We start from the raw sequence: 18,490 nt of genomic DNA, 5'->3' as shown, positions 1-18,490 counted from the left end.
GGCAAGGCGGGAAAGGGATCTTTCCATGAAAATCGTGATTTGCGGCGCGGGGCAGGTGGGCTACGGCATTGCCGAACGTCTGGCTGCGGAACAGAACGACGTTTCCGTGATCGATTCCTCTCCGCAGCTGATCAACGCCATTGGCGACCAGCTGGACGTGCGTGGTTTTGTCGGCCATGGCGCGCATCCGGATGTTCTGGCGCAGGCCGGCGCCGAAGAGGCTGACATGATCGTTGCCGTCACACTCTATGACGAGGTCAATATGGTGGCCTGTCAGGTGGCGCATTCGCTCTTCAATGTGCCCACCAAGGTCGCCCGGATCCGGGCTCAGTCTTATCTGCAGGGCCGGTGGCGCAATCTCTTTTCGCGCGACCACATGCCGATCGACGTGATCATTTCGCCCGAAATCGAGGTGGGGGAGATGGTTCTGCGCCGTCTGGCTCTGCCCGGCGCCGTAGAAACCGTCCGTTTCGCCGACGATCAGGTCGTTGTGGTCGGGATCATGTGCGAGGAAGACTGCCCGGTCGTGGACACGCCCTTGCGTCAGCTGACCGAACTCTTCCCCGATCTTGGCGCCGTCGTTGTCGGGCTTTACCGCAACAACCGCCTGTTTGTGCCCAAAAGCAGTGATTCCATTCTGACCGGTGACCTGGCCTACGTGGTTGCCCGCCGTGACCAGGTTCGCAGAACGCTGAGCATTTTCGGGCACGAAGAGCCGGAAGCCGCGCGTGTCGTGATCTGCGGCGGGGGCAACATCGGTCTCTACGTTGCAAAGGCTCTCGAACAGCGTCAATCCGGTACGAAAATCAAGTTGATTGAAGCCTCACGCGAGCGTGCCATGGCCGTCGCCGACGAATTGAAACGCTCGGTCATCCTCCACGGCAGTGCGCTGGATCAGTCTATCCTGAATGAAGCGGACGCTGGCGATGCCGATACGATGGTGGCTCTGACCAACGAGGATGAAGTCAACATTCTGTCCTCGGTCATGGCGAAGAAGCTCGGTTGCAAACGCTCGCTGTCACTTCTGAACAATCCGAGTTACCCCGCCTTTGCCAATGCGCTCGGGATCGATGCTTTCATCAACCCGCGCGCTGTGACTATCTCACGTATTCTGCAGCATGTACGCCGCGGCCGTATCCGGGGCGTTCATTCGCTGCAGAACGGGGCCGCGGAAATTGTCGAGGCTGAAGCACTCGATACGTCGCCGCTTGTGGGCAAACCTCTGCGGGTGATCGATCTTCCGTCAGGTATCCGGATCGGTGCGGTTTTCCGTGGTGGAGAGGTGCTGACGCCGAATGGTGACCTGCAGATCCAGGCTCAGGACCGTATCGTGATCTTCGCGGTTGCGAACCGCGTGCGTCAGGTGGAACAGATGTTCCGCGTCAGTCTTGACTTCTTTTAAGGCTGACTGGCTTCTTTCTGGCCTTGCATTTGTCTGACCGAAAGGTCAAAACTTTCAAAAATACCAATTGGTTCATTTCGAACCATCCTGTTCTGGAGGAACCATGAGCCGGATTGCCTATGTCAACGGCCAGTATGTGCGTCATGCCGATGCTGCGGTGCATGTTGAAGACCGCGGTTATCAGTTTGCCGATGGCGTTTACGAAGTCTGTGAAGTCTGGCAGGGCAAGATCGTCGACGTTCCGCGACACCTGGATCGTCTCGGCAGGTCCTTGGGTGAACTGCGTATCGATTGGCCGATGTCTCGCAGTGCCGTGGAATTCGTGCTGCATCAGGTGGTGCGGCGGAACCTCGTTCGCAACGGATTGGTCTATATTCAGGTCACACGTGGCGTGTCCAAACGTGATCATTTCTTCCCACCGGAGCATGTTGCCCCGTCAATCGTCGTGACGGCACGTTCGTCCAGCCCGACTGCCGCAAAGGCGCAGGCGGAACAGGGAATTGCAGTTGTCAGTTACCCGGAGAACCGCTGGCCACGTGTCGATATCAAGACCGTCGCTCTTTTGCCGAACGTTCTGGCGAAGCAAAACGCCAAGGAACAGGGTGGCAAGGAAGCCTGGTATGTGGATACCGACGGCAATGTCACCGAAGGCGGATCGACGAATGCCTGGATCGTCACCAAGGATGGAGTTCTGGTTACCCGACCTGCCGAAAGCGGGATTTTGCGCGGTATCACGCGCGCCGTGGTTCTTGAACTCGTCCAAAAAGAAGGGCTGACGTTTGAGGAAAGAGCGTTTAGCCTAGAAGAGGCTTTCGATGCAAAGGAAGCCTTCGTAACGGCAGCAACCACTGTCGTTATGCCGGTGACACGTTTGGATGGCAGGATTATCGGAAACGGTCATCCTGGATCGGTGGCTACCCGATTGCGCGAATTGTTCCATACTGCTACTGATTTGCAGGCGGTATGATTCGATTGGCCTTATTGGGTCGAAAAAACGAAACTATTTCAGACCGAGGCAGACGGTCTTGACTGGTGGGCTGTACGAAAAGCGGGCGGTGCGTCAAACCTTAGACTTTGAAACTGAACGGCTTTTGACGGTAGGCTGCTGAAACGCCGGATGCTCGGCCGCATCCGGGGCAAATAGGATAAAAAGACTGATGGCTGAGCGCGCACAAAATCTCCAAGACACTTTTCTTAATCACGTTCGCAAGCAAAAAACTCCTCTGACGATTTTTCTGATCAATGGTGTGAAATTGCAGGGTGTTGTGACCTGGTTCGACAACTTCTGCGTGTTGCTGCGTCGTGATGGGCATTCCCAGCTGGTTTATAAACACGCGATTTCCACAATTATGCCAAACGGACCTGTTCAACTGTTCGATCAGGCAGAGGAAAACGCTGAAAAGGCAAGCTGATTGAAACCGAAGTCTCGCGCGGACGATTTTTCTAAATCCAACGGTTCCGAAGAACCGGGCCGGAAATCGCTAAGGTTGAAGGACACTGGGGTGGATCGCCTGCCCCAGCCTTTTCGTGCGATGATTCTGGAGCCGGTTCTACAATTGCGTGGCGAATCCAGCCAGGCAGAGCTTCGGGGCAATCGCAGCCCTGAAGCGCGGCTGGAAGAAGCCCTCGGCCTGAGCGCCGCCATTAATCTCGACATTGCGCATTCGGGTGTCATCCGGGTCAATAATCCCAAGCCCGCCACACTTTTTGGTGACGGCAAGGTTGCCGAACTGGCCGGTATTGTCGCCAGCGAGGATCTGGATCTCGTAGTCATCGATCATCCACTCACTCCGGTTCAGCAGCGAAACCTCGAACGCAGACTGAAGACGAAAGTGATCGACCGGACCGGTCTGATCCTGGAAATCTTTGGTGATCGGGCGCGTACCAAGGAAGGCCGGCTTCAGGTCGATCTCGCGCATCTGACCTGGCAGAAGAGCCGTCTTGTGCGCTCCTGGACGCACCTTGAGCGTCAGCGTGGCGGTGCGGGTTTCATGGGTGGTCCCGGGGAAACCCAGATCGAGGCCGATCGTCGGCAGATTCAGGACCGCATCATCGCGTTGCAAAAGCAGCTCGAACAGGTTCGCCGGACGCGAAACCTGCATCGCAAGAAGCGCAAGAAGATCCCGCAACCGGTTGTGGCGCTCGTCGGTTATACCAACGCAGGCAAATCGACCCTGTTCAACCGGATGACCGAGTCCGACGTATTCGCCAAGGATCTTCTTTTCGCGACGCTCGATCCGACCTTGCGCAAGGTCTCCTTGCCTCATGGCAAGGAAATCATCCTCTCTGACACTGTCGGGTTCATTTCCGATTTGCCGACCCACCTCGTGGCTGCGTTCCGCGCAACCCTGGAAGAAGTGCTGGAAGCGGATCTCATTCTTCATGTGCGCGACATTTCGCACTCCGATACCGAAGCTCAGGCTGAAGATGTCAAGAAAACGCTGACGGACCTTGGTGTCGATGCTTTGACGGGTGCGCCAGTTATCGAAGTCTGGAACAAGATCGATTGCCTTGATCCGGCCTACCGCGAAAAGCTGCTGGAGGATGCCGGCGAAGAGGGGCCGATTGCGCTGTCCGCGCTGACTGGCGAAGGGATCGAGCAGCTATATGCACGCGTCGATGCCTTCATGGCCCAGCACGACGATGTTTTGACGGTCAAAATTCCGGTTGCAGAAGGCGCATTGCTGGCCAGGCTCTATCAACTGTCGGAAGTCATGGAGCGAACGGATGCCGAAGACTTCGTAACCGTTGAAGTTCGTGTGTCTGACAAGCAGCGCGGGCCCTTCCGGGACACATTCTCCGACTTTCTCTAGAAATCGTCTTTCTATCGGCAAAGACAGGCACCGTGGGTCTGTCTTTGCTCCTTCCGCTGCAGCCTCTGAGTTGAAACCGGTGAACAGGTGGCCAGTATCGACGGGACAATTCCGAGACGGTTATTTTTTTTTCGCCGCCTGCCAGGCCGCTTCCATTTCCTCAAGCGACATTGCTTCAAGCGTTGTACCGGTGTGCGACGCGTGGTCCTCGATGGCGGCAAATCGCTTGCGGAATTTCCTGTTCGTGCGACGAAGGGCTTCTTCCGGATCGATATCCAGATGCCGGGCCAAGTTGGCGAGCGCAAACAGCGTGTCGCCGAGTTCGTCGGAGATCCGGTCTTTGTCCGGGGCGGATTTGGCGAGTTCCTCGTCGAGCTCGTGGGTTTCTTCTCTGATCTTGTCCAGAACCAGTCTGGCATCGTTCCAGTCAAAACCAACTCTTGAAGCCCTTCGCTGCAGCTTTTCGGCTTCCTGAAGGGCAGGGAAGGCGGTTGGCACGTCATCAAGGAAGCCCTTGTGTGCTTCCGTTATGCCCAGTGCTTCCCTGGCAGTCCGCTTTTCGGTCCGTTCTTCTGCCTTGATCCGTTCCCAGATGCCTTTGACAAGTTCGGGTTTCTCGCCGTTTTCGTCACCGAAAACATGCGGGTGCCGGCGGATCATTTTTTTTGTGATGGCTTCCACCACATCGCCAAAGTCGAAGTGGTCGTCTTCTTCAGCCATGCGTGCATGGTAGACGACCTGAAGTAACAGATCTCCGAGCTCCTCGCGCAGCTCCACCACATCGTTCTTGGCGATGGCGTCCGCGACCTCGTAGGCCTCTTCCAGCGTATAGGGCGCGATGGTCGCGAATGTCTGTTCCAGATCCCAGGGGCAACCGGTCACGGGCGTTCTGAGCGCAGCCATGATTTCGATCAGGCGGGAAATGTCGCGGCTGGGGGTCATGGAGGGCAAATGTCCTGTCTGCTTGTCATCCTGGATGATGCCTTTTGACACATCCAGGATGACAAGTGGAGGGGCAAATCACCCCCTGACCGATGGGTGCCAGAAAGTGACGGCGCGTTCCAGGAGCGCGACGAGGCCGTAGAACAGCGATCCGGCGAGAGCGGCAACGGCGATTTCTGCCCAGACCATATCAACGTTCATGCGGCCGACCTCCGTTGAGATGCGGAAACCCATGCCGACAATCGGCGTGCCGAAGAATTCGGCGACGATTGCGCCGATCAGGGCGAGCGTCGAATTGATCTTCAGCGCATTGAAGATGAAGGGCATGGCCATCGGCAGGCGCAGCTTGAAAAGCGTCTGCCAATAGTTGGAGGCATAGGTGCGCATCAGGTCGCGTTGCATGGCATCAGACGCGGCGAGACCTGATACCGTGTTCACCAGCATCGGGAAGAAGGTCATGATGATCACGACCGCAGCCTTGGACGGCCAGTCGAAGCCGAACCACATCACCATGATCGGGGCGACGCCGATAATCGGCAGGGCGGAAACCAGATTGCCGATCGGCAGCAGGCCGCGGCGCAGGAACGGCACTCGGTCCACAAGGATGGCGGTGATGAACGCAGAGCCGCAGCCGATGGCGTATCCAGCCAGAACCGCTTTCAGAAACGTCTGACGGAAATCCGCCCAAAGGGTGGAGCCGGACGACGTCAGGCGAATCCAGATTTCGGAAGGGGCCGGTAGCAGAACCTTCGGAATACCGGCGCCGGTCACCAAGATTTGCCACAGCACCAGAAGCGTAATGCCGAAAAGCGCTGGTATCGCCAGGTTGATGAGGCGCGTTGCGAGCGGCGACATGTGTCGCCACGTGGCAAGGCGCTCCACGAACAGCCATGAAGCCGCCCATGTTGCTGCCACCAGAGCCCAGAAACCGAGGGTGGCCTGTCCTACATGGTTGGAGGCCGTAGAGATCAGCAGCCAGGCGGCAACGGCGGTCACGAGACCAAGAACAATATCGCCCACAGGATTGCGCATGAAACCAAGTTCGTAACGCACGCCGGCGATTGCCAGGATCACCAGACAGATGGCCAGGCGCGGCACATCCATGATGCCGTAATCCGGGCCGAATATCGGGCTGAAAAGGCCTATCACGACCATGGCGACAATGAACCAGGCCAACAACGCCGGCATATCCAGGCGGCTTTTCTTAGCGGTCATGGTGCTCATCCGGCCATCCCCATACGTTTCAGCGTGCGCTTTTCGATCACGCCAATCAGCGCGACCAGAGACCCTGCCAGGAAGGCGGCCATGAGAAGTGCCGACCAGATTTGTACGGTTTGGCCGTAGTAGGATCCCGCAAGCAGACGTGCTCCAAGGCCGGCAATGGCACCTGTCGGCAGCTCACCAACGATGGCCCCGACGAGGGAGGCCGCCATGCCGATTTTCATGGAAGTGAAGAGGTAGGGTACTGCATAGGGCAGGCGCAATTTCCAAAAGGCCTGAAAGCGGGTCGCCGAATAGGTGTGCATCAGGTCCATGTGGATGACTTCGGGCGATCTCAAGCCCTTCACCATCCCGACCGTAACCGGGAAGAAGGACAGATAGGTGGAAATCATGGCTTTCGGCAGCAAACCGGAAATCCCGACCGCATTCAAAACAACGATGATCATCGGAGCGATGGCCAGGATTGGAATGGTTTGAGAGGAAATGACCCACGGCATAAGCGACTTGTCGAGAACACGAGAATGGACGATGCCAATCGCCAGAAAAATGCCGAGGGTCGTGCCGATCAGAAACCCTAGGAGCGTCGAAGATAGCGTGATGCCTGTATGATAGAGCAGGGACCGCTTGGACGTGATCTTCTTGTTCACCGTCGTGTCCCACATTTCCACGAGTACCTGGTGCGGTGCGGGAAGGACAGGGCGTTCCTGATAAAGCGTGTCGGCGACGAGTTGTGAAAACGCTACGTTGTCCTGGCCGGCTCGCTTATACATGTCTCGCTGGAAAGGGGCGTTGAGAGCAACAGCCGAGATGTACCACAACGCGATAATGGCCAAAACCACAATGGTGACGGGGCCAACCGTGCCGGACATGAGGCCGGAAAACGGATTGGTGCTGCGGGATGAGGAAAGAGAGGCGTCGGTCATGCGTCCTGGCTCCTCCTGCTTTTCCATGTTGCAACGACGATGTCCTTTTCATTGGCCGCCAGCCCGACGCTCCCTTGGACTTGCCCTTGCCAAACGCCGCGGATTCCCGGATTGAATCCGGCAAAGTCGTTGGGTGCAAAGCGGGTTTGATCAATCCTCATAGGAATGTCCCGCCTTCAGGCCTTCGCGCACCCGGTGCGCAATTTTCAGAAACTCCGGTGTTTCGCGAATATCGAGACTGCGTTCGCGCGGAAGGTCGCTTTCGATCACGTCGTAGATACGTCCCGGCCGCGGGCAGAGCACGACGATCTTGGTCGACAGGAATACGGCTTCCGGGATCGAGTGCGTGACGAAGACAACAGTCTTGTTGGTCTTTGCCCAGAGTTGCAGCAGCTGCTCGTTGAGGTGGTCGCGAACGATCTCATCAAGCGCCCCGAAAGGCTCATCCATCAGCAGCAGGTCAGGTTCGACTGCGAGGGCGCGGGCGATGGAAGCACGCTGCTGCATTCCACCGGAGAGTTGCCAAGGATATTTCTTCTCAAAACCGGTGAGATTAACCAGTTCCATGTTGCGGGCAATGCGCTGTTGCTGCTCTGCCCTGGAAAGTCCCATGATCTCGAGCGGCAGAGCGACGTTCTTTGCGATGGTCCGCCACGGATAGAGCGCGGCCGCCTGAAAAACATAGCCATAGGCCCGGTTGAGGCGCGCATCTTCCGGAGAGACGCCGTTGACCGAAATCGACCCGGCTGTCGGTTTTTCGAGATCGGCGATGACCCTGAGCAAGGTGGTCTTGCCACACCCGGACGGACCGATGAAGGAAACGAAATCGCCTTCTTCGATCTTCAGATCTATATCTGAAAGCGCATGAACCGGCCCGTCATTGGTCTCGAAGGTGAGCGAGAGGTTCTCGATATCGATCACCCGGTTCGGGCTGGCGCTTTGTTTGTTTTCCACCATTGCGGTGTCCTTTGCGCTGGCAAGTGCAGTCATCAATTTCCTCGCGGCACGAAACGGGTCCGATTTGACGCATTCGTTTCTTGAAAGTCCCCGCCCTCGTGGAGAGCGGGGATGGATCGGATCAGACGCCGCTGGCGGGAATGCCGGTGCGTTCCACCTTACGCGGTGCGGTCAGTTCCTTCCACGTGCTAAGTGCCTTGTTGACAGCCTGATACGGCTTGCGGGCGACAAATTCGCCATGACCCTGGCTGTGGTTGACCGTGCCATCTTCGACGGCAACGCGGCCCCGGGTCAGTGTGTAGCGCGGCAGACCCTTCACGGTCTTGCCTTCGAAGACATTGTAGTCAATTGCCGACTGTTGGCTGGAGGCGGAAATGGTCTTTGATTTTTCCGGATCCCAGACGACGAGATCGGCATCAGCGCCAACCAGAATTGCTCCTTTTTTCGGATAGATATTCAGGATCTTTGCAATATTGGTTGAGGTGACGGCGACGAACTCGTTTGGCGTCAGCCGGCCGGTGTTCACCCCGTAGGTCCACAACATCGGCATTCGGTCTTCCAGACCGCCTGTGCCATTCGGGATCTTGGTGAAATCGCCGACGCCGGTGCGCTTCTGATCAGTGGTAAAGGCGCAATGGTCTGTCGCAACCACCTGCAGCGAACCGGAGGCGAGACCTGCCCAGAGGCTGTCCTGGTGCCTCTTGTCGCGGAACGGAGGTGACATCACGCGGCGGGCCGCGTGGTCCCAATCAGCGTGCTTGTATTCGCTGTCATCAAGCGTCAGGTGCTGGATCAGCGGTTCACCGTAGGCACGGATGCCATTCTGGCGTGCCCGGCGGATCGCCTCATGCGCCTGTTCGGAAGACGTGTGGACGATATAGACCGGTACGCCGGCCATGTCCGCGATCATGATTGCGCGGTTGGTGGCTTCGCCTTCCACTTCCGGCGGGCGTGAATAGGCATGGGCTTCCGGCCCGTTGTTGCCCTCTGCAAGCAGCTTTTGCTGCAAGGTGGCAACCACGTCGCCGTTTTCCGCGTGCACCAGTGGCAGGGCGCCAAGTTCGGCGCAACGCGAGAACGAGGCGAACATCTCGTCGTCATTCACCATCAAGGCGCCCTTGTAGGCCATGAAATGCTTGAAGGTGTTGATGCCCTTCTGCTGGACAACGGTCTGCATGTCGTTGAAGACCTGTTCGCCCCACCAGGTAATCGCCATGTGGAAGGAATAGTCGCAGTGGGCCATCGACGACTTGTTGTCCCACATCTGCAGGGCTTCCAGCAGGGACTGGCCCGGCGAAGGCAATGCGAAATCGACAACCATGGTGGTGCCACCGGCCAGGGCCGCACGCGTGCCGCTGTCGAAATTGTCCGAAGAGAACGTGCCCATGAATGGCATTTCCAGGTGTGTGTGCGGGTCGATGCCGCCCGGCATGATGTAACAGCCGGTCGCATCCAGGGTTTCATCACCGGACAGGTTGGGTCCGATTTCGACAATCCTGCCGTCTTCGATTTTCACATCGGCTTCGTACGAAAGATCGGCGGTGACAACCGTACCGCCCTTGATCACTTTGCTGGCCATTTGTGGTCCCCTTCTCGTTTGTTCACTTGCCCGGTATGCGTATCCGGAAATTGGTGGCGGTAGCTTGCCCTCATGGACAGGCTTCTACCGGTGCCGTCAGATCCCTGTCTTTCAGGATCATGGCGATGTTCTGCTGCGAGGCAGCCTCGCAGGCTTCTGAAAAGTCTATTGGCCGGTCCGTATATTCCGCGTCGAAGATCGGTTTGCCCGCCCGGACATAAGCGCTGACATCCGTACACCACTTGTCCTGGAAACAGCTTTCGGCGATCAGGAAGTCCATATGTCCAATGAGGTCGCCTGTCAGATCCGGCACGTTCTTCTGACCGATGCCCAGCTCTAGAGAATGCGCGATGGCTGCCAGCCTGGCGACATAGGCTACGACGTCGTCAGCAGTGATCGGAAAGCCGCTGTCGTTGTCGTGAACGTCCATGTTGTCAGGTTCTATTGCATCGAAACCTTCATGCTTGCAGGCCTCGAACCGTGATTTCATGATGGGAAGCAGAACATCGAGCCGGCGGATATCGAGAAATCGCTCGTCAGGCCAGTCCTCATAGGTCTTGCCCACCACCAGGTCGGGAAACGCATTTGCGTCCCGAGCACTTTCTTCCAGCGTGCCGATACTGACGTAGCAGATGGTGCGGACACCTTTCCGTTTCAGCGCGGCGAGGTCGCCCGGTGTTACAAGGTCGGGGTGAAGATCCAGAACGCTGACAGCCCTGTCGAGATCGACCGGCTCTGTGAGTTGCCAGTCCCAGCTGTCGCCGACGGAAAAGGCAAAGGCAGGTGCCGCGACCCAAAACTGGGTGCAGAGCAGCGCCAATGCCTTTCCGTTCAAGTTCATGTTCCCCTCATCCCCTGTTCCTGGTCGCGGCTCAAGGCCGTGACAGCCGGGTGTTTCGTGCAATGCTGAAGCTAATTCGCGATCGGTTCGCCGATGTCAGTGCTACTCCACGATGCCCGCTGTCTCGACCACAGCGTGGAACAATACGTCCGCACCGGCTTTCGCCCAATCCCTGGAGATCTCTTCCGCTTCGTTGTGCGAGAGACCGTCGACACAGGGGCACATGATCATCGCGGTCGGTGCGACCTTGTTGATCCAGCAGGCATCGTGGCCGGCACCGGAAATGATGTTCTGGTGAGAATAGCCAAGACGTTCGGCAGCGTTGCGAACTGCCTCGACGCACCCCTTGTCGAATTCCACCGGATCGAAACCGCCGACTTTTTCGAATTCGACGTCCAGTCCCATGTCGTCGCAGATCTTCCTGGCGCCGTCCTTCAGACGGTCTTCCATATCCTTGATGACGGCAATGTCCGGAGACCGAAAATCAATGGTGAAGACGGCTTTTCCGGGTATCACGTTGCGTGAATTCGGGAAAACCTCGATGTGGCCGGCAGCACCAACCGCATGTGGAGCATGTGACCAGGCAATTTCATCGACCAGTTCCAGGATACGAGCCATGCCGAGACCCGCATTCTTGCGCATGGGCATCGGCGTTGAACCCGTATGGCTGTCCTTGCCGGTCACTGTTACCTGGGTCCAGGAGAGGCCCTGGCCATGGGTAACGACACCGATGTCCTTGCCTTCCGCCTCCAGGATAGGCCCCTGTTCGATGTGGAGTTCGAACATGGCATGCATCTTGGTCTTGCGGGCACCGACCTCTTCATCGCCAACCCAGCCGATGCGTTTCAGTTCGTCACCGAACTTCAAACCTTCATGATCGGCACGATCATAGGCCCAGTCCTGAGTATGGACGCCGGCGAATACGCCGGACGCAAGCATTGCCGGGGCGAAGCGCGTGCCTTCCTCATTGGTCCAGTTTGTCACAACGATCGGATGTTTGGTCTTGATGCCGAGGTCGTTCATGGTGCGCACGACTTCCAGGCCACCGAGGACACCCAGGACGCCGTCATACTTGCCGCCGGTCGGCTGTGTATCAAGGTGCGACCCGACATAGACGGGCAGGGCGTCGGGATCGGTTCCCGGACGCGTCATGAACATGTTGCCCATGGTGTCGACAGCCATGGTCATGCCGGCTTCCTCACACCACTTCTGGAACAGCTTGCGGCCCTCGGCGTCGGCATCGGTCAGGGTTTGCCGATTGTTACCACCGGCAACTCCCGGGCCGACCTTGGCCATTTCCATCAGACTGTCCCAGAGCCGTTCTGCGTTGATCCTCAGGTTTTCGCCGGGGGCTGCCATGCTTTTGTCTCCTAGTACGTGTCTTTGTCTCTAGTCCTGCAGGAACTCAGTCAATGGCGTTCAGCACGCTGCGCAGCTTGCCGAACAGCTCGTCGATCTGCTCCTTGGAAATGATCAGGGGTGGGGAGAGGGCGATGATATCGCCTGTAGTGCGGATCAGCAGCCCGTCGTCATAAGCCTTCAGAAAGGCCGAGAACGCCCGCTTGGTCGGTTCGCCGGCAATCGGTGTCAGTTCGATTGCGCCAATCAGGCCGAGGTTGCGGATGTCAATGACATTCGGGCAATCCTTTAGCGAATGCAGGCCGTCTTCCCAGTATTGGGCAAGGTCGGCGGCGCGCGTCAGAAGCCCTTCTTCGTCATAGGTGTCGAGCGTCGCTAGAGCGGCAGCGCATGCGAGCGGGTGCGCGGAATAGGTATAGCCGTGGAACAGCTCGATCATGTGTTCCGGCCCTGTCATGAACGTATGATAGATGTCGGACGAACAGAACACGGCCCCCATCGGAACGACACCTGAGGTCAGGCCCTTTGCAGTGGTGACAAGATCCGGCGTAACGCCGAAGAAATCGGTTGCAAACGGTGACCCCAGACGGCCGAATCCGGTGATGACTTCATCGAAAATCAGCAGAATGCCGTGCTGCGAGCAGATTTCGCGCAGACGTTCCAGGTACCCTTTCGGCGGGATCAGAACACCAGTAGACCCAGCAACCGGTTCAACAATGACGGCTGCGATGGTCGAAGGATCATGAAGCTGAATGATGCGGATCAGCTCTTCTGCGTATTCGGCGCCATTTTCCGGCATGCCGCGGGAGAACGCATTGCGCTCAGGATCATGCGTGTGGCGCATGTGGTCGACGCCGGTGAGCATCGTGCCGAAAGTCTTGCGGTTCGAGACGATGCCGCCAACCGAAATGCCGCCGAAACCGACACCGTGATAGCCGCGTTCACGGCCAATCAAGCGGGTGCGGGTGCCTTGGCCGATCGCGCGCTGGTAGGCAAGTGCGATCTTCAGTGCGGTGTCGACACTTTCAGAACCGGAGTTCGTAAAGAAGACATGGTCCAGCGGGGAGGGCATCATGGCCGCAAGACGGGCCGCCAATTCGAAGGCCTTGGGATGGCCCATCTGGAAGGCGGGGGCATAGTCAAGCTCTGCAATCTGCTTTTGAACCGCTTCAACCACCTTCGGGCGGGAGTGGCCGGCGTTGCAGCACCAAAGGCCGGCAGTGCCGTCTAGAACCTGTCTGCCGTCAGCAGTGGTGTAGTGCATGTCTTTGGCCGACACGAACATGCGCGGGGCCTGTTTGAACTGCCGGTTGGCCGTGAACGGCATCCAGAAAGCTTCGAGATTGTTGGTGGCAGCCTGGCTCGATGCTGACATACGTCCTCCTTGCGACCCTTCGCATTTGAAGTGGCCGACTGTTGCGAATTCGTGATGGAAGGAATAGCACGCGCACCGCATCAACGGCAGTGCTCACTGCGCTGGTCCTCTCCCCACACTGTTCCCTGGCGGTCCGGATGGGCTTTTGCCTCTTTCCCGTTCGCCTAAATCCTCTGTCCGGCCTTGCAGCCTGTCCGGGTTACCCGGAAATCACAAATGGCCGGAGGCCGCCGTTTGTTCAAGACATCCCCATTGCGAGGGACGGATCAATCGACTAGCCTTCTGACCATCTGGTCAATTTACCCTAGGAGGGATTTGACCAAATGGTCAAGATGCAAATCCGGTCGTCATGACTAATTTCTGGTCATTCTGTCCGGTGCTGCTCTTGCCGAGTACTGAAGCGGTGCTTTTTGCAGGAAAATCGCCGTTTTGAACCGGGGACAGGGTTGAGACCCTTCGGGGCGGGAAGCGGAACGGTCGATGGCGGATTTGGGTGAGCAGGCGCAGGCATCTTTGAAATCTGGTGGACTGAGCCGGATCCAGGAAAAGAACCGGTCCCTGATTCTGGAGGCGGCTCTAGGCGAGTTCTCCATGAAAGGGTTTTCCGGGGCAACCGTAGAACGGATTGCCGCAGACGCGGGTATGTCGAAGTCCAACCTGCTTTATTATTTTTCCTCCAAGGAAGCGATCTATAACGCGACTCTGGCCCATATTCTGGAAGTATGGCTGGCGCCGTTGAAGACGCTCAATCCGGATGGGGAACCGGCTCAGGAACTGGCAGCCTATATCCGCCAGAAGATAGAGATGTCTGCCAGGTTTCCGGAAGCATCAAAGTTATTCGCCAACGAGGTCATGCAGGGTGCGCCGCAGATTTTACCGATCCTGCAAACGGACCTGAAGCGGTTGGTGGCAGAAAAAAGCCAGGTGATCGAAGACTGGATAGCGGCGGGCAAGATGCGTAGCGTCGATCCAGTCCATCTCATCTTCACGATCTGGGCGACGACCCAGCATTACGCGGACTTTTCGGTTCAAATCAGGGCGTTGACTGGAAAAGACCTTTCGGACGCGGCCTTTCAAGCCGAAACGGAAGCTGCAGTCACGTCACTCATTTTGAACGGGGTTGGCCTGGAAATGCCAATGGAAAGTGATTTGGCGGTATGAGCAGCGGGACGGAAGATCCGTATGCGGCCTCAAGGATCGAGGTCACAGGACGGCTTTTCATCCGCAGGGAAGATCTCACCGAAGACTTCATACGGGCGTCCGGTCCAGGCGGGCAGAACGTCAACAAGGTGTCAACGGCTGTGCAACTGCGCTTCGACCTTGCCGGAAATGAAACCTTGCCGGAAGACGTAAAGGCGCGCGCAGCCAGACTTGCAGGCAGCCGTTTGACACTCGGTGGCGAAATCGTATTGCAGGCTGACCGGTTCCGGACGCGGGAACGCAACCGGGAAGACGCACTGGAGCGTTTGCTGGAATTGTTACGCAGGGCCACGGAAAAGCCGAAACCCCGCAAGGCGACAAAACCGACCCTCGGTTCCAAAAAACGCCGTCTCGACGCCAAGAAACAGCGCGGCCAGATCAAGAAAATGCGCGGCAGGTCTGGTGGTTTTGACGGATAGGCTTTGCGATGGGAGGTCTGTTGTGGATGCTCACCGTCTCATCTTACGTGATGACCACATAGGCATGGAATTTTTAAAGAACATCATCCTTGCCAAGAGCGCCGTATTTCAGAGGTCCCGTTTGGCGCGAGCAATGCCGTGAGCAATCAGGCGGTCGATGATGTCGGGATAGCTGACACCACTTGCTGCCATTGCCTTTGAATACATGCTGATATTCGTGAAACCGGGGATGGTGTTGAGCTCGTTGAGAAGGAATTTCATGTCCTTCGTGACAAAAAAATCGATCCGGGCCATGCCGTCGCAGCCGAGAGCCCTGAAGGCTTTTGCTGCCAGATCCCGCATCTGGTTCTCGACGTTTTCCTGCAATTCTGCCGGGACTTTCAAGGCTGCGCCATTTTCGTCGACATATTTTGCGTCATAGGTGTAAAAGCCGTGGCTTTCTGCGGGTATGATTTCACCAGGTCGGGAGACGAACAGCGAGCCGTCACATTCTTCCAGGACCGCAAATTCGATTTCCCTGCCAAGGACAAATTCTTCCGCCAGAAGTTTGCTGTCGTGCTTGAACCCTTCCTGAAGGGCTACCTCGTACTCGCCTCGCGTGAGAACCTTGCTGACACCTACTGAAGACCCCTGACGCGCAGGCTTGATGAATACAGGTAAGCCAAGTACCCGCTGCAAAGTCTCGAAAGCAGGTATGTCATCACTTCGGATCGTAACCGAACAGGCGGTGGGAAGGCCGGCTTCGATCAACAGCCGTTTTGCGAGATCCTTGTCGAGCGCGTTTGCCGAACCAGCGATACCGCACCCAACGAGTGGCACACGCGCCACTTCCGCAAGCCCCTGAACCGCGCCGTCTTCGCCATGAAGGCCATGAAGAACCGGAAAGATCGCGTCGAGTTTTGCCAGGTCATGTGTGGATCCGTCTTCGCTCAAAGCAACGACCCGGCCGTGGCCGCCGGGAACCAGGCAAATCTCTGTGCCTGATGATGGCTGTGCCAATGTTCCGTCTTCATAACGGCTCAGCAGCCATTGCCCGTCACGGGTTACATAAACGGGGACTGCATCATATTTGGCCGGATCAAGCGCATGCATGACATTTGTGGCTGAAAGAATCGATACTTCGTGCTCTGCGGAACGACCGCCAAAAAGGACAGCAACACGCAGCTTATGTGATTGCACTATCAAAAAAGTCTCCAGTAGAATCGAATATGAAAGCCAAATGTCTGATCAGCGATAGCGCGATATTGCGGCGGCGCAAAGACCAGCGGGAGGTTTTAGCCTGGTCATTCAATCCGTGAGCCTGAATACGATCTGTATGAAAACCGAGAGGCCCAGGTGCCAATGACTTTCTGTCTGGTGGCTTCAAAGGGCTCGCCACTGCGAGCCGGGTGACCACGCAACTGTTGATGAAGCAGTTGCGTATTAACAACGCCAACCAAGTGGAAAATCTCATTCTGTCAAAGTCGGCAAAGCGCATGACAGGTGAGGAAAGGGGGCTATGACGGCTCTCCGATACATGGGCCACGCGAAAAAATGTCGGTCAAAAAATCAGATCCTCTGGACTGACTTTCATCGGCAGTATTTTCCCCCATTGGGTGTTCTGAGGTTCGCCAAACTCCCTGAAACCTGCCTTTTTATAAGCTGCGATGGCACGCGCATTTTCCGGGTGTGGGTCGGTTGCAACGACCGGGGTACCTTCCTCAAAAAGCGTCTGAATTCGCTGCATGATAAAGGCAGGGCCGTGGCCTTTCCCTATCATGTTGGGGGCGCCGATGAACTGGTCGATGCCACGTGAATTTCTTGGGAGTGCGAAGAAGTGGTGACCTTCCCACCCGTGGACCGTGTAGTCCTGCATGTAGGCAAAGGGGTATCCTGCCTTCGAGACAATCCATCGACTTACCCGAGGATCTTTCAGTTGCTCTTCGCCGTAGGGTTCAGTCGTGTCCCACCACCTGCGTACATGCGGTTGAGATTGCCATTCCGCCAGCAGCGTTAAATCTGCCGGAGTCACCGGTCGAAATGTGTATTTCTCAATCATTGGCACAACACTCAGATACCATGTCGATCACCCACGCCGGCAAGGTTTGAAGCGCGGATGCCACGTATTTTCGATCAATAACGGCTGGTCATACATCCATGTTCCGGCGCCAACCCCGTTCTGGATAGCGATCCAAAACTGGCATAGCATTGCTCCATGAAAGACGAGTCATCAAATCAAGAAGTGCTAAGCCATTACGCCACACCCGGTTATCTCGCGACGCGTGGATCATTTCAGGCAAAGTATGCAACCGTTAGCTGGTTTGACTGGCTTGTCGATCGGATGAAGTTGCAGACGGCAATGGAGTTACTCGACGTGGGGTGCGGCCCGGCGTGGCTTTGGCGATCGCAGGCAGAGCGGTTGCCGAATGACCTTCGTCTTTCACTCGTAGACACTTCACCAGGCATGATAGAAGCGGCCAGGGCGAACCTCGTGACGGTGGACCGGATCGAGGTAACAGACGCGAAAGTGGCAGATGCAGTCAGTCTGCCCCATGCAGACGAGACCTTCGACGCAGTGCTTCTTCTGCACGTCCTGTACCATGTGAGCGATCCCGGATCCGCGTTACGTGAGGCAAGACGCGTTCTGCGCCCGGGCGGTCGAATATTTGCAAGCACAAACGCGCAGTCCAACATGAGCGAGTTGCATGCGATTGGCGCCATCGCGTTTGGAGGCCGACCAATCGATCCAGGAGCCGCGCTGTTTTCTCTTGATGATGCCGAGCAGCTTGTGGGCCAGCTCTTTGAAGATGTACGCAGAGAGGACCTTCTCGACGTCATGACCTGCACAGATCCGGAGGATGCGGTGAGTTTCCTGCTGTCGATGCCTCCGGGCATTTCAGCGCCGGAGGAACAGCAGAGACATCTTGCAGAATTGATCCGGAATGAAAGCGACCGTTCAGGAGGAGCGTTACAAACGACGCGTCGAAATGGGCTTGTCGTCGGTACCAAGGCGCTGTGAACGGAGCTCAGCCGCTAATGTCGATCGAAAATCCCGGTAGCACTCGTGCGTCAGTTTCATAGCGTATTCGTGTTTGACTGGATGGGTGGCGTTGTTCGGGTGGCTACAGCGAGTCCGGTATACGGATCCTGTCTGGACCTTCCAAGCGGAATTGGCACAGCAGACGGTAGACAGGCCGTCCGGACAAGTTCAGCGAAGCGGATGTGGTGGAGACACGCCGATAGAACCGTCATCAGTTTTTGTCGGCACTTCGAACCGGTTCAAGTCACGCTTACTCATCAATACCCATCCCATGCTCGAACGCCCGACAATTTAATGGTCGCGGGGAGCGCGACATTTTCGATTTGCACGAGAGAGACATTCTCGTCCGGCGCCTACACATCTTGTCAAAGCCGATTAGAGGCGCGACATGTTCAGCCCGAAAGAAATGCGACACTTGGGTTTTGCCACTTTCTCAAGCG

General features: G+C 56.9%; 17 protein-coding genes. 7 read left to right on the top strand and 10 right to left on the bottom strand.

Going from position 1 to position 18,490, the window contains the following annotated elements; genetic code table 11:
* The first annotated feature begins 25 nt into the window (after positions 1-25).
* The 4 genes from trkA (at position 26) to hflX (ending at position 4,215) form a co-directional block, all read left to right on the top strand.
* The gene (trkA, locus tag ACYQ54_RS00085; protein WP_460078187.1) at positions 26-1,402 is read left to right on the top strand and encodes a Trk system potassium transporter TrkA; all 1,377 of its coding nucleotides are present in this window, start codon (positions 26-28) and stop codon (positions 1,400-1,402) included.
* A gap of 103 nt (positions 1,403-1,505) precedes the next feature.
* Positions 1,506-2,369, top strand: a complete 864-nt coding sequence (locus ACYQ54_RS00080; protein ID WP_460078186.1) for a D-amino-acid transaminase — start codon at positions 1,506-1,508, stop codon at positions 2,367-2,369.
* Between the two features lie 187 nt (positions 2,370-2,556).
* Entirely contained in the window at positions 2,557-2,814 is a 258-nt protein-coding gene (gene hfq / locus ACYQ54_RS00075; RefSeq protein WP_173006241.1) for an RNA chaperone Hfq, read from the top strand.
* 120 nt (positions 2,815-2,934) lie between these two features.
* A complete protein-coding gene (gene hflX, locus ACYQ54_RS00070; protein WP_460081630.1) occupies positions 2,935-4,215 on the top strand; it encodes a GTPase HflX in 1,281 nt (426 codons plus the stop codon).
* 120 nt (positions 4,216-4,335) lie between these two features.
* Here the strand turns inward: hflX and mazG are convergent, their stop codons facing one another.
* From mazG to aptA, 8 genes are all read right to left on the bottom strand, one after another.
* On the bottom strand, positions 4,336-5,157 hold the full coding sequence (gene mazG, locus ACYQ54_RS00065; RefSeq protein ID WP_460078184.1) for a nucleoside triphosphate pyrophosphohydrolase: 822 nt from the start codon (positions 5,155-5,157) through the stop codon (positions 4,336-4,338).
* A 78-nt stretch (positions 5,158-5,235) separates the two neighbouring features.
* Complete coding sequence (locus tag ACYQ54_RS00060) at positions 5,236-6,381, bottom strand: ABC transporter permease (protein WP_460078181.1); 1,146 nt, start codon at positions 6,379-6,381, stop codon at positions 5,236-5,238.
* Positions 6,378-7,301 (bottom strand): ABC transporter permease, encoded by a 924-nt coding sequence (locus ACYQ54_RS00055; protein ID WP_460078179.1) that lies wholly within the window; start codon positions 7,299-7,301, stop codon positions 6,378-6,380. Before ACYQ54_RS00055 ends, ACYQ54_RS00060 begins: the two co-directional genes overlap by 4 nt.
* Before the next feature lie 150 nt (positions 7,302-7,451).
* A complete protein-coding gene (locus tag ACYQ54_RS00050; protein WP_460081627.1) occupies positions 7,452-8,258 on the bottom strand; it encodes an ABC transporter ATP-binding protein in 807 nt (268 codons plus the stop codon).
* A gap of 121 nt (positions 8,259-8,379) precedes the next feature.
* Complete coding sequence (hydA, locus tag ACYQ54_RS00045) at positions 8,380-9,837, bottom strand: dihydropyrimidinase (RefSeq protein ID WP_460078176.1); 1,458 nt, start codon at positions 9,835-9,837, stop codon at positions 8,380-8,382.
* Positions 9,838-9,907: 70 nt separating this feature from the next.
* Positions 9,908-10,678, bottom strand: coding sequence for an endo alpha-1,4 polygalactosaminidase (locus tag ACYQ54_RS00040; protein WP_460078175.1), 771 nt, complete (start codon positions 10,676-10,678; stop codon positions 9,908-9,910).
* 102 nt (positions 10,679-10,780) lie between these two features.
* Positions 10,781-12,037 (bottom strand): Zn-dependent hydrolase, encoded by a 1,257-nt coding sequence (locus ACYQ54_RS00035; protein ID WP_460078173.1) that lies wholly within the window; start codon positions 12,035-12,037, stop codon positions 10,781-10,783.
* A 46-nt stretch (positions 12,038-12,083) separates the two neighbouring features.
* Positions 12,084-13,412, bottom strand: a complete 1,329-nt coding sequence (aptA, locus tag ACYQ54_RS00030; protein WP_460078172.1) for an omega-aminotransferase AptA — start codon at positions 13,410-13,412, stop codon at positions 12,084-12,086.
* Positions 13,413-13,892: 480 nt separating this feature from the next.
* On the opposite strand from aptA, the gene ACYQ54_RS00025 reads away from it, so the two are divergent.
* Together ACYQ54_RS00025 and arfB are read left to right on the top strand one after the other, a co-directional pair.
* Complete coding sequence (locus ACYQ54_RS00025; RefSeq protein ID WP_460078170.1) at positions 13,893-14,573, top strand: TetR family transcriptional regulator C-terminal domain-containing protein; 681 nt, start codon at positions 13,893-13,895, stop codon at positions 14,571-14,573.
* Positions 14,570-15,031 carry an alternative ribosome rescue aminoacyl-tRNA hydrolase ArfB gene (gene arfB, locus ACYQ54_RS00020; RefSeq protein ID WP_460078168.1) on the top strand — a complete coding sequence of 154 codons (462 nt, stop codon included), beginning with the start codon at positions 14,570-14,572 and terminating at the stop codon, positions 15,029-15,031. Before ACYQ54_RS00025 ends, arfB begins: the two co-directional genes overlap by 4 nt.
* A gap of 108 nt (positions 15,032-15,139) precedes the next feature.
* Here arfB and ACYQ54_RS00015 read toward each other — a convergent pair whose 3' ends face one another.
* The gene (locus ACYQ54_RS00015; RefSeq protein ID WP_460078166.1) at positions 15,140-16,216 is read right to left on the bottom strand and encodes a D-alanine--D-alanine ligase family protein; all 1,077 of its coding nucleotides are present in this window, start codon (positions 16,214-16,216) and stop codon (positions 15,140-15,142) included.
* 355 nt (positions 16,217-16,571) lie between these two features.
* A complete protein-coding gene (locus tag ACYQ54_RS00010; RefSeq protein WP_460078165.1) occupies positions 16,572-17,069 on the bottom strand; it encodes a GNAT family N-acetyltransferase in 498 nt (165 codons plus the stop codon).
* 156 nt (positions 17,070-17,225) lie between these two features.
* Here ACYQ54_RS00010 and ACYQ54_RS00005 point away from each other — a divergent pair, with 156 nt between their 5' ends.
* On the top strand, positions 17,226-18,029 hold the full coding sequence (locus tag ACYQ54_RS00005; protein ID WP_460078164.1) for a class I SAM-dependent methyltransferase: 804 nt from the start codon (positions 17,226-17,228) through the stop codon (positions 18,027-18,029).
* The last annotated feature ends 461 nt before the right edge of the window (positions 18,030-18,490 follow it).

This window comes from Roseibium sp. LAB1 (genome assembly GCF_054658235.1).
Note: the sequence above shows the minus strand (reverse complement) of the source record. Positions and strands in the feature narration are given on the sequence as shown.

What these genes read in the sequence shown, in the direction of transcription:
- aptA (WP_460078172.1), bottom strand. Translation starts at nt 13,412, where the DNA reads ATGTCAGCATCGAGCCAGGCTGCCACCAACAATCTCGAAGCTTTCTGG.
- ACYQ54_RS00025 (WP_460078170.1), top strand. Translation starts at nt 13,893, where the DNA reads ATGGCGGATTTGGGTGAGCAGGCGCAGGCATCTTTGAAATCTGGTGGA.
- ACYQ54_RS00035 (WP_460078173.1), bottom strand. Translation starts at nt 12,037, where the DNA reads ATGGCAGCCCCCGGCGAAAACCTGAGGATCAACGCAGAACGGCTCTGG.
- mazG (WP_460078184.1), bottom strand. Translation starts at nt 5,157, where the DNA reads ATGACCCCCAGCCGCGACATTTCCCGCCTGATCGAAATCATGGCTGCG.
- arfB (WP_460078168.1), top strand. Translation starts at nt 14,570, where the DNA reads ATGAGCAGCGGGACGGAAGATCCGTATGCGGCCTCAAGGATCGAGGTC.
- ACYQ54_RS00060 (WP_460078181.1), bottom strand. Translation starts at nt 6,381, where the DNA reads ATGAGCACCATGACCGCTAAGAAAAGCCGCCTGGATATGCCGGCGTTG.
- ACYQ54_RS00040 (WP_460078175.1), bottom strand. Translation starts at nt 10,678, where the DNA reads ATGAACTTGAACGGAAAGGCATTGGCGCTGCTCTGCACCCAGTTTTGG.
- hydA (WP_460078176.1), bottom strand. Translation starts at nt 9,837, where the DNA reads ATGGCCAGCAAAGTGATCAAGGGCGGTACGGTTGTCACCGCCGATCTT.
- trkA (WP_460078187.1), top strand. Translation starts at nt 26, where the DNA reads ATGAAAATCGTGATTTGCGGCGCGGGGCAGGTGGGCTACGGCATTGCC.
- hflX (WP_460081630.1), top strand. Translation starts at nt 2,935, where the DNA reads ATGATTCTGGAGCCGGTTCTACAATTGCGTGGCGAATCCAGCCAGGCA.
- ACYQ54_RS00010 (WP_460078165.1), bottom strand. Translation starts at nt 17,069, where the DNA reads ATGATTGAGAAATACACATTTCGACCGGTGACTCCGGCAGATTTAACG.
- ACYQ54_RS00055 (WP_460078179.1), bottom strand. Translation starts at nt 7,301, where the DNA reads ATGACCGACGCCTCTCTTTCCTCATCCCGCAGCACCAATCCGTTTTCC.
- ACYQ54_RS00005 (WP_460078164.1), top strand. Translation starts at nt 17,226, where the DNA reads ATGAAAGACGAGTCATCAAATCAAGAAGTGCTAAGCCATTACGCCACA.
- ACYQ54_RS00080 (WP_460078186.1), top strand. Translation starts at nt 1,506, where the DNA reads ATGAGCCGGATTGCCTATGTCAACGGCCAGTATGTGCGTCATGCCGAT.
- ACYQ54_RS00050 (WP_460081627.1), bottom strand. Translation starts at nt 8,258, where the DNA reads ATGGTGGAAAACAAACAAAGCGCCAGCCCGAACCGGGTGATCGATATC.